This is a genomic window from Neobacillus solisequens (genome assembly GCF_051233465.1).
Taxonomy (GTDB): domain Bacteria; phylum Bacillota; class Bacilli; order Bacillales; family Cytobacillaceae; genus Neobacillus.
Window position 1 is genome coordinate 91,444 of record NZ_JBKFGJ010000005.1, and the last position, 13,809, is coordinate 105,252.

The 13,809-nt window shown below is 39.3% G+C and carries 10 protein-coding genes; 6 read left to right on the forward strand and 4 right to left on the reverse strand.

All coding sequences use genetic code 11. The features are described 5' to 3' along the window. Positions 1-686 precede the first annotated feature (686 nt). Positions 687-4,001 (forward strand): trifunctional glycoside hydrolase family 18/polysaccharide deacetylase/glycosyltransferase family 2 protein, encoded by a 3,315-nt coding sequence (locus ACI3K6_RS07470; RefSeq protein WP_435554345.1) that lies wholly within the window; start codon positions 687-689, stop codon positions 3,999-4,001. Positions 4,002-4,081: 80 nt separating this feature from the next. On the opposite strand, the gene ACI3K6_RS07475 is transcribed toward ACI3K6_RS07470, so the two are convergent. Beyond that, positions 4,082-4,627: a hypothetical protein gene (locus tag ACI3K6_RS07475; RefSeq protein WP_435554321.1), complete on the reverse strand. Its 546-nt coding sequence runs from the start codon at positions 4,625-4,627 to the stop codon at positions 4,082-4,084. A gap of 141 nt (positions 4,628-4,768) precedes the next feature. Beyond that, positions 4,769-4,987: a hypothetical protein gene (locus tag ACI3K6_RS07480; RefSeq protein ID WP_435554322.1), complete on the reverse strand. Its 219-nt coding sequence runs from the start codon at positions 4,985-4,987 to the stop codon at positions 4,769-4,771. A gap of 143 nt (positions 4,988-5,130) precedes the next feature. On the opposite strand from ACI3K6_RS07480, the gene ACI3K6_RS07485 reads away from it, so the two are divergent. From ACI3K6_RS07485 to ACI3K6_RS07495, 3 genes are all read left to right on the forward strand, one after another. Further along, positions 5,131-5,994, forward strand: coding sequence for a MerR family transcriptional regulator (locus tag ACI3K6_RS07485; protein WP_435554323.1), 864 nt, complete (start codon positions 5,131-5,133; stop codon positions 5,992-5,994). A gap of 134 nt (positions 5,995-6,128) precedes the next feature. Next, a complete protein-coding gene (locus ACI3K6_RS07490; protein WP_435554324.1) occupies positions 6,129-7,733 on the forward strand; it encodes an amidohydrolase in 1,605 nt (534 codons plus the stop codon). 106 nt (positions 7,734-7,839) lie between these two features. Then, the gene (locus ACI3K6_RS07495) at positions 7,840-9,528 is read left to right on the forward strand and encodes a methyl-accepting chemotaxis protein (protein ID WP_435554325.1); all 1,689 of its coding nucleotides are present in this window, start codon (positions 7,840-7,842) and stop codon (positions 9,526-9,528) included. A gap of 131 nt (positions 9,529-9,659) precedes the next feature. On the opposite strand, the gene ACI3K6_RS07500 is transcribed toward ACI3K6_RS07495, so the two are convergent. After that, complete coding sequence (locus ACI3K6_RS07500; RefSeq protein ID WP_435554326.1) at positions 9,660-10,574, reverse strand: LysR family transcriptional regulator; 915 nt, start codon at positions 10,572-10,574, stop codon at positions 9,660-9,662. A gap of 120 nt (positions 10,575-10,694) precedes the next feature. On the opposite strand from ACI3K6_RS07500, the gene trxA reads away from it, so the two are divergent. After that, positions 10,695-11,015: a thioredoxin gene (trxA, locus tag ACI3K6_RS07505; RefSeq protein WP_435554327.1), complete on the forward strand. Its 321-nt coding sequence runs from the start codon at positions 10,695-10,697 to the stop codon at positions 11,013-11,015. Between the two features lie 113 nt (positions 11,016-11,128). On the opposite strand, the gene ACI3K6_RS07510 is transcribed toward trxA, so the two are convergent. Continuing rightward, complete coding sequence (locus tag ACI3K6_RS07510) at positions 11,129-12,376, reverse strand: cation:dicarboxylate symporter family transporter (RefSeq protein ID WP_435554328.1); 1,248 nt, start codon at positions 12,374-12,376, stop codon at positions 11,129-11,131. A gap of 198 nt (positions 12,377-12,574) precedes the next feature. Here ACI3K6_RS07510 and ACI3K6_RS07515 point away from each other — a divergent pair, with 198 nt between their 5' ends. Further along, complete coding sequence (locus ACI3K6_RS07515; protein WP_435554329.1) at positions 12,575-13,807, forward strand: sensor histidine kinase; 1,233 nt, start codon at positions 12,575-12,577, stop codon at positions 13,805-13,807. Positions 13,808-13,809: the final 2 nt, after the last annotated feature.

Genomic DNA, 13,809 nt, shown 5'->3' on the forward strand with positions numbered 1-13,809 from the left:
ATATATAGATTTCCACTAATTTAAAAACCTCAATAGGCTTATTTTCTGTTCGTTAGATAAGCTAGCAACACTATTAACTGATTCTTTCACTCTCCTAAAAACCCATTCTGCCTCCCTCATACCATGTTAAAAAAATTGGTTACGATTTAAATAATATTTTATAATCGCTTGTTTTTTATAACGAAAATATCTTAATTACCATATAAAACTTGAGAGAACTTTTCAGCCTACCCTCAAATTCTTCATACAATTACCTAAGTTTTTAATGTTAGTTACTTTTTTCGACACTAACCTATAAAGGAGGAGTTTTAGTGGATCGAATTTTCAGGTGGATAGTTAAATCATTGTTTGCACCTGTTACTGGACATGCAGGAGCGGTTGCGAGTACAATTGGATTTTTTCTGGCCTTTTTGCCTTTAGATAGTTTAAAAATTCCATTATTGTTTGTTTTGTCACTTTTGTTGCGTCTGAATATCATCGCCTTATTTCTTGGTACGTTAATTACGATTTTTATCCCTAACATTCGTCATTTACCAACCCTGGATTTAAGAATATTAGAAAATTACCCGTTATTTTCTGCCTTTAAAATGAAAATGGAATCTATGCAAGCCATCTTATCAGGGGTCTTTGGAAGCTTGATTGGACTTGTCTGTTATTTTTTCTTCCACTGGCTTTACAACTTGGGGCTGAGAAAAAACGAGCGAAGGAAGGAACAGGTTTTTCTGGATCCTGCAAAAAGACGCTGGTCCATCATTAAACGAATGAGTGCATGCTTTGCAGTATTAATCGTTTTAGCTTCTACCATTTTTATTGAAAGTCTTAATACAAACCCGGCATTTCCTGAGCTGCAATTGGATGAAAGCACAGCAAAGAACGGGATTGAGCCGATTAATACCAAGTTCAGTGAAGCAGAACTGGCAACACAGATTCAAAAAACCAATCCTTCCCCACTTATCCAAAAAAATACGAGGTTATCCAACAAACAGGAAGTGTATGGTTTTTACGTCAATTGGGACGTCAACAGCAAAATGTCTTTCAAAAGGAATACCGATTCCATTACAACATTAGTGCCTGACTGGCTGCAGCTTACACCTGACCTTACCCTTAAAAGCAGTACGGAAAGTTCAATTGCTGCAGAGGCAAAAGCACATGATATAAAGGTTCTTCCATTAGTGAATAATTTTATTAACCATAAATGGGATGGCGAGACACTGCACCGCTTATTCACTGAACCGGGTGCTGAAGATCGTTTTAGTAAAAATTTGTTAACCTATGTAAGCACCAATGACTTTGACGGGATTAATATAGACTTTGAAGGAATCATGCCAAATGACAAAGAGAATTTCACCAATTTTATTGAAAAAGTATCTAAAAGCTTTCATCAACATGGGCTCATGGTCACAGTAGATGTCCCGCCAAAAAACAAAAGTTTTGACTATATTTCTTTAGCAGCAAACGTTGATCGGATGATTGTCATGCTTTATGACCAGCATAACTCCATAAGTAAACCGGGGCCTGTGGCTCAATCGGATTGGGCAAAGGAGAGCTTAACCCAACTCCCTATTCCTTCTGATAAATTAATTGCCGGTTTGGGGATTTACGGTTATGACTGGGAAGAAAACTCCAAGCAACCCGCAGCTACAATGACGTTCGGGGATATCATGAATCTCGGAGCGGGAAACAACCTCCAAATCCATTGGAATCAACAGACAGGTAACCCTTATTTACAGTACAAACGAAATGAAAAAAAACATATTGTTTGGTTTTTGGATGGTGCTACTTTTTATAATCAAATGAAGCTGGCTGTAGATAGCGGCGCAAGCGGAATAGCGGTTTGGCGTCTTGGTTCCGAAGATCCTTCGATTTGGAATTACATCAATAAAACAAAAGAAATGGAAAATCCATCCAATACTCTTAAAACCTTAGTGAACCCTGAACCTGTTCACTATACGGGTGCCGGAGAAATTCTAAAAATTGATTCTCAATCAGAAAAAGGGAACAGAACGATTCGATTAGATTCACTAGGTCTGATTCAAACCGAAACCTATACGGATTTACCCAAGCCATATAATGTAACTCGATATGGCAAACCCAAAACGAAGGAAGTCGTCCTTACCTTTGATGACGGCCCGGATCCAGTCTATACGCCGCAAATATTGGACATTTTGGACAAGAATCATATTAAAGGGGCTTTCTTCATTATTGGAGAAAATGCAGTGCAGCATCCCGAACTCGTTAAAAGGATGTATGAAGAAGGCCATGAAATTGGCAATCATACCTTTACCCATCCTGATGTAGCATCGATCGCCTCATGGCAAACGAAATGGGAGCTGAATGCCACTCAAAGACTTTTTGAAGAAATTACCGGCCGTTCGATGACACTCTTCCGCCCGCCGTATGTAGCTAATGCGGAACCAAGTACAAAGAAAGAACTGTTACCTATATTACGGGCACAGGATATGGGGTATTCCATGGTCGGAGAATTAAATGACTCTGACGATTGGAAAAAGCTATCAAGTAATGAAATTGTAAAGCGGGTATTGGATCAGCTAAAAGAAGGCCATGTGATCTTGCTTCACGATTCTGGCGGTGACCGGTCCAACACTGTAAAGGCCCTGCCGATGATCATTGAGGAGCTTAAAAAGCGAGGTTACACATTTACCACCATTGGCCAGCTTATTGGAAAGAGTCATACTCAGATTATGCCCCCTGCAAGTCAAAACAACCCTTATATGGTTTATGACAAGGCAGTATTCAAGCTCTTGCAAGGCTGGCATTACGGACTAAGCTTCCTGTTCTACTCAGCGATCCTTTTAGGAATCTTACGGATGGCAATCTTCGTATTTCTTTCAAGAAAGCAGATAAAAAGGGACAAGGATTCCAAGATCGACCCCGGCTTTACACCGTTTGTCAGTGTTGTTATTGCTGCCTATAACGAGGAAAAAGTGATTTGCAAAACGGTTGATTCCATTTTATCCAGCGATTACCTTGCTTTTGAGATCCTAATTATCGACGATGGCTCTAAGGATGATACCGCTAAGGTTGTCCAAAAAACGTATGCAGAACACGCCCAGGTCAGATTGCTGACCAAACCCAATGGAGGGAAATCGTCCGCTGTTAATCTCGGTTTTAAAGAAGCAAAAGGGGAAATCGTGGTGGCTCTCGATGCGGATACTCTCATTGCCGAAAATGCCATTTCCCTTCTTGTTCACCATTTTAAAAATGAAAATGTGGCAGCAGTTTCAGGAAATGTTAAAGTTGGCAATAAGGGAAACCTTCTTACAAATTGGCAGCATATCGAATATGTAACAGGCTTTAACCTAGAGAGAAGGGCCTTTGCTACTCTCAATTGTATTACGGTTGTACCAGGCGCAATCGGTGCCTGGAGAAAGACAGCAGTAGAAGAAGCTGGTTACTTTAAAGAAGATACATTGGCCGAGGATACCGATATTACTCTTACGCTTTTACGCCAAGGAAAGAAGATTAAATTCGAAGAAAAAGCGTATGCCTTTACGGAAGTGCCGGAGGATATTAAAAGTCTGGCAAAACAGCGTTACCGGTGGGTTTATGGCACACTCCAATGCTTATGGAAGCATCGCGAGGCTTTATTCAATAAGCAACATAACTCATTAGGTTATATCGGCCTTCCAAACATGTGGCTTTTCCAATATTTTTACCAAACCATATCACCGATTGCAGATATCCTGTTCATAATTGCCCTGTTTGGTCCACATCCTGGAAAGGCAGCGATAGGATTTGCCCTATTTTATCTGCTGGATTTCTTTACTTCCCTATATGCGTTTCGATTGGAGAAGGAAAGTCCAAAACCGCTCGTTTCCTTATTTCTGCAACGAATCCTATATAAACAATTAATGACATATGTGGTCATTAAATCGATCTTCTCGGCGATTAAGGGAGTAACTGTTGGCTGGAATAAACTGAAGCGAAATGGAAATGTAACTCAGGAATCTTCCATGATGAAGGGTGAGGAATATATGTAAGGCGTCAGGTCTTCCCTTTTTAGGGAAGGCCATTTTTAATTACAACAAAAAGGACCACCTTCTTGTTGTGACCCTTTGACTTACTTTTTCTTACCGTTCATTTCTCTGATGTCTCGACGGCTAGCAGCCTTATCTTTAGCAGCTTGGGATACTTTTTGCCCATTGTTGGTTGTTGTGGTGTTCGTACTTGTTGTATTAGATCCTGACGAAGTGGTTGTCGTTGTTTGTACTGATGGTGCACTAATGGCAGGTGTCGCTGTAACGGCATGTGTAGCAGTCGTTGTGGTAATTACATGAGCAGGACTTGGTGAAGTTTCCTTGGTGGAATTACTTTTTTTCGATTGAACAGCCACAATTACTCTATTATTCTTTTGGCTATTATTTAAATCTACCTGAGCAGCAGTACTGTTAGTAGACGGCTTGGTTGGCTCCGGATTCACCTTGGCTGTTGGCGTTAGATCCTTCAGCGTTTTTTCGTTGGTTTCCTCCGCTTTATTATTGTCACCGGCAGGATTTTTTCCTGCTGCTTGATTAGGAGATTGATTAACTAGTAGAGAGTTGGTGACAGAAAACGTGACAAATCCAACTAACACCATGGAAAGAGCGCCCTTGGTCAGTTTGTTCATACTATTCCCCTCGTGCTTTTTGTATTCCTATTAAAAGAATACGATCAAGCATAAATGGATTATGGGGGTAGCTAAAAACTATATACGAACATACATCATAAAGCACCTACTCACCAATCGGATTAATTAAACCGCTTCAAATCAATATACATAATTCCGATGTTCTGCCGATTCATCTACCTGATCAATTGCCTGTGTAAGACGATCATTTAATAAGAACCTATTAGAAAATCTGGTTAAAGGATCCATTATGCACAATTTCATTATCTTTTCTTCAGCCTGTTTACGTTCACTGATATCGCGAATGTTGCTGCTGAAGGAGATGCTTCCAAGCCCCTCCCCAGTAATAAGATCCTTCACCTCAACTCCCCTTGCCAAAGCAATGGGTTCCAACATAATGAGAATTTATGTTTTTATATCCAGAAATGAAATCCATCATTTATAATAAAGAATAATTCGACAAATTACCTATTATTTCTTTGATTTGAAAAGGGGAAATGGCCATGCATAATAAGTTGAGTATAGGAAGAATGGCGAAACTGCGAAATGTAACAGTCGACACGCTGCGCCATTACGACAGAATAGGTTTGCTGAAACCGTATCTGACTGACCCGGATTCGGGATATCGCTACTATTCCATATATCAGTATGAAGTTCTTGGGACCATAAAAGAATTAAAGAAAGTTGGTTTCTCTCTTGAAGAAATTAAGGACTTTCTAACCAATCGCAATGTCAAAAAATCCGTTCAATTACTAAGAAAATCAATAGGCAATATTGAGGATAAAATCCAGGAATTGCAAGAGATTCGTGATATTTTAACCACAAGGTTATCCAATATTGAGGATTTTACAAATCATTATCTAGATTCGGATATCATAATCAAACAACTCGAAGAACGTAAATACATTCAGCTTGAAAAACCTGTAGGTTGGGAGGACCAAGAAAACCTTTATCTAGGAATCCTAGAGTTAGAAAATATGATTGGTGGGGCCATTCCAGCATTGGCAAGTAATATATTTGGAGATTTTATTAAAAAAGAGTACTTTAACGAATTACGTCATACTTCTGATTTATCCCATCAAATTAGTACTTACCAATCCCAATTATTTATACTTGTACAAAATGAAGAGCCAGTAATCCCAACACTCAAACTTGAAAAAGGACTTTATGTTTGTTCTTATTATGGAGGAGTTGTTAGGGAAAAAATGCTGGCACAGTTTAAAAAACTACTTCGTTATATTGATACTCATGGCTACCAGATTATAGGTGACGCTGTTCGAATCATGCAGGTTGACATATCATTAACAGATCAATACGATGAAGCATTTTATGAAATACAAATTCCCATTAAAGAGCCTTCGAAATGACATAATCATTTCAAGGCTTTTTTTTGTCACATTGACTCTCGAGTAAGACGATACTTTATGATGAATTGGAACGTTCATTTTCCAATTTGCTGAAAAAGAAACGTTGGAAAGATTAATGAGGGGATGGGTGAAACATGGCTAAACATCTAGCCGATATCATTATTTCAAGTAATGCAGTATTTACGGGTCTATCCGACCAGCCAAAACCTGCTTCCATAGCCATCAAAGACAACAAAATTATGGCAATTGGTTCTAAAGAAGAAATGGAATATTTCGCGGCAGAACACACTAAAAACTATCATTTCAACGACCAGCTTATAATGCCGGGATTCCATGATTTTCATCTTCATATTATGCAAGGTGCTGTTTCCCTTAAAAGTGTCAATTTGTTTGCGGCCCGCTCGGAAGAAGAAGCACTTCAAATGATTAACAAATTTGCCCAATCAAATCCGGAAAACCCATGGGTCATTGGATTCACATGGGATGCTAGCTACTGGGATACTCAACAATTACCTGATCGTTATTCATTAGATCAAATCATCCCGGATCGTCCAGCCCTTATGTTCCATGCAGAAGGACATTATGCTTGGGTAAATTCAAAGGCATTAGAAACTGCAAATATTACCGGTCAAACAGAAAACCCTTCTTACGGAGTAATCGGAAAATATGAAAATGGCGACCCGAATGGCCTCTTATATGAAAAAGCAATGGATGCTGTCATTCAACACGCCTTCAATTTCAGGGACATACAAAAAGAGGATATGTTCGCTAACTTCTTAAAACATGCAGCAAGCCTTGGAGTCACTTCCGTTCACGATTTACATGCGTTAAAAAATATAGACGCCCTCGAGGTTTTCAAAAAATTTGAGGATAAGGGTGAATTAACAACACGTATTCATCTTTGGCCTGCTTTAAATGGTGATCTAGAACATGCTAAACAACTACGTAATACCTATCATTCAACTAAACTCCGAGTGTCTGGGCTCAAACAATTTATCGATGGTGTCATTACTGCTCGAACAGCCTATTTATTAGAACCTTATACTGATCAACCAGATATATGTGGTGAGACCTCTTTTCCACCTGAGACGATAAAAAAGTGGGTAGTGGATGCGGATAAAGAGGGATTCAGCATTCGCTTTCATGCAATTGGCGATGGAGCGATCCGTCTTGCTTTAGATGCTTATGAACAAGCGCAACGGGTTAATGGCAAGCGTGACTCCCGTCATAACGTGGAACATATTGAAGTGATTCACCCTGATGATATCCCTCGTTTCCAAAAGCTTGGTGTAACGGCTTCAATGCAGCCTGACCACTTGGCGATGTCGGAACGAGGTGTTTACACTGACAAAATTGGACCTGAAAGAGAAAAACAAGTTTTCTTGATTCATACACTGCAAGAATCCGGTGCAACAGTAGCATTTGGAACTGACTTCCCTATCGATATCCTGAATCCACTTCAACAAATCTATCGTGCCGTCACAAGAATTGACAGCAGCGGAAACAAGGTATGGCATCCGCATGAACGGATAGCCCTTTCGGATGCCTTAAAAGCGTATACGATTGGCCCGGCTTACGGCTCATTCCGAGAACATGAATTAGGGACATTGGAAGCGGGAAAACTCGCGGATCTAGTTGTTTTGGAAAGAAATCTCTTTGATATACCAGAAGAAGAAATACCGGATACAAAGGTTCTGTTAACACTGGTTGATGGGAAAGTAGTTTACCACCATATCTAGTTCCAAATTAGCATAGTTTACACTGAGGATTCCACAGTGGGAGAATCTCTTTTGAATTTGAACAATTTTTCACTATACAACATTGCGACTAGCAGGAGGAAAAAATATGAGTATTAAGTTTAAATTAATGCTAGGATTTACATCTGTTTTAATCGTAAGTATGGTTGGATTTGCCATTCTGTATTTTTCTATGCAAAATCTAGGTAAATCATATGATGATGTCATCCAAAACGATGTGAAATTGTACAACCTGGCACAAGAAATTCAATATGAGGACTCGGTGATCAGCGGTACTGTAAAAGGAATGATTATTCAGCCTGGCAGCAAGGCGGAAAAAAGCCTCTATGATAAATATGGAGAGCAGATTACTAAAAATATCAAAAAAGTTTCTTCTAAGGTTACCGATCAAAAATCTAAGACCATTCTAAAAAATCTCGAAAGCAACAACAAAACATTATGGGATTTAGAATCTAAAATGAGGAAACTCGCTTTTACAGATAAGGAACAAACGTTAGAAATTTATAATGGGGAATATTACCAAATTAACACTATTTTTTCAAACAATGTAGCGGATTTTAAGCAGATACAGCTAGATTTATTGAATGCGAAAATCAAAGAGCAAAAGAAATTAGTTAAGGTTCGTTCCATTATTAGTGTAGTCGTTATAATTATTTCCATTTTTATAGGCATAACCCTTTCCAGCCTTATCTCAAGAAAAATTACAAAGCCGCTATTCTCCATGATGCAAAAGCTTGATCAATTATCAAATAATGATGGGGATTTAACTCAGAGATTGGAAGTACGAAGTAATGACGAAATTGGCCAAATGGCACTTGCCTTTAATAAAATGATGGAAAATATTCAAAACATTATCAAACAGGTTCAATTAGCGGCAATAGAGGTAGCGTCATCCTCCGAAGAGCTGATGGCGAGTGCTGAACAAAATTCAGTAGCCACCAAGCAAATTTCTGCCTCTATCGAAGAAATTTCCACCGGCATCAAACAACAAGTCGGCGGGACAGATCAGATCTCGATTGCAATGAGAGAAATGGCCATCGGAATCGTGACAATTGCCAATTCTACCGGAATCGTGACTGAGTCGGCTTACAAAACGATTGATGATGCAAATGAGGGACATACGGTTATTGAAAAAACAATTGAACAAATGAAAACAATCCAAGCATCCGTTGGTGAAGCTGGTGAAAAAGTTCAAGAATTAGGGAATCTTTCACAAGAAATCAGTCAAATTATTGATGTTATTACAAATATAGCGGAACAGACCAATTTATTAGCATTAAATGCTGCCATTGAAGCCGCACGGGCCGGTGAATCAGGAAAAGGATTTGCGGTTGTCGCGGAAGAAGTAAGAAAGCTTGCCGAGCAGTCCAAAGACTCAGCAGCAAAAATTTCAACAATCGTGTCCAGCATTCAAGTCAATACTTCTAATACAGTCAACTCGGCCAATAAAGGTATGGATGATGTGAATACCGGTATCCTGGTCGTGGATGAAGCAAGAATTGTATTTAATCGTATTGTCCAGTCCATCCAGGATGTCACCGAACAAATCCAAGAAGTATCAGCGGCATCCCAACAGATGTCCTCAGGAACAGAGCAAGTTGCCATGTCTGTTACAAATTTGGCAGCCATCACAAATCAATCTTCCGCCAATGCACAAAACGTAGCGGAATCAGCAAAGGAACAATTGCTGTCAATCCAAGAGATTTCCTCCTTCTCTAGCAACTTGTCTAACATGGCCAATAACTTAGAAAAACTTACAGGTAAATTCAAAGTTTAATAACCTGCTAGAAGCACTTGCCCAGAATCGGGCAGGTGCTTTGTTTATTTTCATTACCCTTCGTCAGCTTCGAGGATGATCAATCCCGCAGTGAAAATACTTGAAAACGGCCTCACTGGTGTAGACACCCTTTATCTTTTTTTCACAATAACAGATTGATAACTATTAAATAATTTCAATGACAAGTTCTTAGTGAATTCCTGTGCCTCGTGGATAAATGCTTTTAGAGCAGGATTCATGAAATGGGTTGAACGCACCTCTAGCCCTAAGTTTTGATAGACTTGCGGGCTTAAATAGGATGCCGTGACTTTGGATAAGGTAGACGGAATGGCCAACTCCGGAAGAATCGTATTTCCTACCCCCTCCTGAACCATTGCGATGATCGTGGCAATGTCACTGACTTCAAATTGAACATTTGGAGAGATCCCTTGTTCTTTAAATATCTTTCGAATAACATGGTTACACTCTTTTGGCATGATGAAGGGCTCACTGGCAATATCCTTTACATGAATGGCTTCTTGATGGCGTAACGGATGATTTTCCGAAACAAATACAACCATTTTATCCTGGAGCAAGGGGATAAATTCAAACTCCCGCTTTTCTTCGGTGACCACGCCAACATCCACCACTGATAATGTAAGCCAATTTTTTACCTCATCTTGGTTTCCTTCATATAGCACGACTTCTACACCCGGAAATCGTTTCTTAAAAGAACTAATCATTCCAGGTAATAGCTTAGCCGCCATACCTGCAATACTTGCCATTCTGATCGTTCCTGTTTCCAGTTCTGTCATCCCCGTCGCTTCATGGATGATCTTTGTTTGTATCACCATCAATTCCCGAACCAGAACTGAGATGCGTTCCCCAACCTTTGTTAAACTAATCCCACTTCTGCTTCGGTTCAGTAATTTAACATTTAACTCCGATTCCAGAGCTGCCACCGCCTGACTGACGGCCGATTGCGAAAGGCCGATCTGCTCACCGGCCTTAGTAAAACTTTTTGCTTCCACCACTTTTAAGAAAACCTCTAATTGAAATAAAGTCATCGTAAACCTCACTCCTACATTAGATTTTACTTATTTAATATATTCAAAGTATTAATTTTACTTATAGTATAACTCATCATATACTACTATCAAAAGACAAATGGAAAGGTGAGGAAAATCATGAGTATTTTACAGGCAGAGGGACAAGAAATTTATAAGGAGATTGAAACAAGTCAGTCCGTCTTGATTGATTGCTGGGCTCCCTGGTGTCCACCATGCAGATTGATCGGGGCTGTCCTAGAAGAAATTGATTTAGAGTATGATGTAAAAATAGTTAAGGTGAATTCCGATGAAAATCAGGAGTTTATCAGAGAGTATGAGGTAATGGGGATCCCAACATTATTATTTTTTCAAGAAGGACAGCTGGTGAAAAGGATATCTGGGTTCCAACCGAAAGCTCAGCTGGTTGAAACCTTAAAAGAATCTGGGTTCATTCAATAGGTCAGGGAATTCCCTACCAAAAAGGGATATTTATTTAGAAATAACAAAAAGGGCTAGCCGCTAGAGGCTAACCCTTCTTTTATTAATCGGTCACTTTTACTGAGCTACTCATATTAGGCAGCTTTTTGCTCAAATGCGTCTCCAACTTTATGCCCTTCCCATTTTGAAATTACAATGCTGGCTAGTGCGTTGCCGACGATGTTAACACATGTACGAGCCATGTCAAGAATTCGGTCAACACCAAGTATAAAGGCCAAGCCCTCTACCGGAACGCCCACACTGCCTAAGGTTGATAAGAGAACAACAATCGAAACACCCGGTACACCAGCAATTCCTTTGGAGGTAATCATTAAAATGAGAACCAATGTGATCTGGTGCCCAATACTCATATGAATGCCATACATTTGAGCGATAAACAATGCTGCAATGGCCTGATACAAGGTGGAGCCATCCAGATTAAAGGAATAACCGGTTGGGATGACAAAAGATGTAATTCCTTTTGGACAGCCGATTCGTTCCATTTTTTCCATAATTCGCGGAAGTACCGTTTCTGAGCTTGCAGTTGAATAGCCTAGAATTAATTCGTCTTTTAGATAGGCTAATAATTTAAAGATGTTGTAGCCGCAAATTTTTGCTACAATGCCTAGAATAACGACAATAAAGAATGCCATCGCACCATATACAGTAATAACCAGTTTTCCTAGCGGGATTAACGAAGACAGTCCAAATTTTGAAACAGTAACCCCAATTAAAGCAAATACACCGAATGGAGCAACCTTCATAATCTGATTGGTTATATAAAACATTGCATCGGCAGTGCCCCTAAAAAAGTCGATAATCGGCTTACCTTTTTCACCAATGGCCGCTACACCAAGTCCAAACATAACAGAGAAGAAAATAATCGCCAGCATGTCTCCATTTGCAAATGCCTGTACGACATTGGTCGGTACAATATTTACAAATGTATCAATTTTGGAGTGGGATTCCGTTGCTTTTTCAGTCGTTACATAGGAACTAATATCTGACTTTACTAATTGAGAACGATCCACACCTGTCCCCGGATGAAAAACATTTGCAATTAACAAGCCGACCACAATCGCAATGGTGGTAATAATTTCAAAGTAAAGCAGGGTTTTGCCGCCTAGCTTCCCTAATGTTTTCATATCTCCGGCACCTGCTACTCCTACAACTAGGCAGGCAATCACAATCGGTACAACAATCATTTTAATTAATCGTAAAAAGATATTACCAATCGGCTGTAAAAATTGTTCAACATGCGGATTACCGTAAAAAACGGCCCCCACAATAATCCCCAATATTAATCCAATAAAAATTTGCCAAGCTAAGCTATTCTTTTTCACTCGCTTCTCTCCCATCTTTTGATACTATTAATAGTAGAAAATACATTGTAAACGATTCCATGGATTAATCGTACATCCCTAACTACGAAAAACTACAAAAAACTACAAAGATGAATTATAATTTTTAGAGTAGTTAGAATCTTCGTTGCATAAAAGGGGGAAGAACCGATTCGTGACAAATTATTAGCTTATTTGTTTATGATGATTGCTGTACCGATCGCTGGTGAAGTAAAGGTGTATCCCTTTAGCAGCCCTGATCAAAGGATCAGCATGAGTGCGCCGGTTTTTTTCTTTATCCTGTTATGGTCACGTAAAATCCATCCAATTTTTGCAGGCTTTGTAACAGGGGCCTCCGTTCTCTGCTTTCGAATGATTCACGACAAACTGCTAGATGGAGCATTCCAATTTTCTACTAATTTTCCTGTGTTTTTTTATTACATGCTTTTTGCTCTGTTTTTTCATATTTTCAAAGTTAAAAAGATGTATTCCAAACCTCTGCTAATTGGCCTGCTAGGTATGGTTCTTGAAATAATCGGAAATGTAACAGAAATGACCATTCGCCATTTCACGACCGATATGAAAATGACGGGTTCAAACTTACTGATCATCGTTTTGGTCGCCATGATCCGCAGCTTTTTTGCACTCGGTTTTTTTAATGCTATTTTAGTTCGGGAAACAAGATTGGCCGAAGAGCAGCAGCGACAACGGACCGAACAAATTTTATTATTTGTGTCGGAATTATATGCTGAAAAATTCCAATTGGAGAAATCGATGAAAAACGCGGAGGAATTAACCAGCACCTGCTATGCCATTTACCGGGATTTAAAAGAGGAGAACCATCTTACACATGCACAAGCCATGCTAAAAGTCGCTGGTGAATTGCATGAAATAAAAAAAGATAATCAACGGATTTACGCAGGATTATCCCGTTTAATGACCAAGGAAAAGTTGGCAGATTTCATGGATATTAAGGATATTATCTCTGTCATCAGCCTCTCAAATAAAAATTATGGGGAGCTTCTTCGGAAATCGGTTCAAATTCAAGTTAATATCTATGGTGAGCATCCGAAGTACCAGACTTTCCTCCTCCTCTCCATCCTAAATAACCTTGTCGCCAATGCGGTGGAGGCGATCAAGCATGAGGGGAACATTGCGTTAACAGTGGAAATGGTGAAAGACCAAGTCAAAATAACAGTAAAAGATAATGGAAACGGAATTTCTGAGAAAAACAAAGCGTATATTTTTGAACCGGGCTTTACAACAAAGTTTAATCAGGACGGAATAGCATCAAATGGCATTGGTTTATCTTACACAAAAAATATTATTGAAAATCTAGGAGGCACTATAAAACTGGTTCAGTCATCACAAGAAAAAGGAACTACCTTTGAAATTCATCTTCCAGTTGCCATGTTAATTAAAAAGGAGGAATGAAG

Excerpts from the sequence above, each read along its gene's own strand:
- ACI3K6_RS07475 (WP_435554321.1), bottom strand. The coding sequence starts at position 4,627 with ATGAACAAACTGACCAAGGGCGCTCTTTCCATGGTGTTAGTTGGATTT.
- ACI3K6_RS07485 (WP_435554323.1), top strand. The coding sequence starts at position 5,131 with ATGCATAATAAGTTGAGTATAGGAAGAATGGCGAAACTGCGAAATGTA.
- ACI3K6_RS07490 (WP_435554324.1), top strand. The coding sequence starts at position 6,129 with ATGGCTAAACATCTAGCCGATATCATTATTTCAAGTAATGCAGTATTT.
- ACI3K6_RS07495 (WP_435554325.1), top strand. The coding sequence starts at position 7,840 with ATGAGTATTAAGTTTAAATTAATGCTAGGATTTACATCTGTTTTAATC.
- ACI3K6_RS07500 (WP_435554326.1), bottom strand. The coding sequence starts at position 10,574 with ATGACTTTATTTCAATTAGAGGTTTTCTTAAAAGTGGTGGAAGCAAAA.
- trxA (WP_435554327.1), top strand. The coding sequence starts at position 10,695 with ATGAGTATTTTACAGGCAGAGGGACAAGAAATTTATAAGGAGATTGAA.
- ACI3K6_RS07515 (WP_435554329.1), top strand. The coding sequence starts at position 12,575 with ATGATGATTGCTGTACCGATCGCTGGTGAAGTAAAGGTGTATCCCTTT.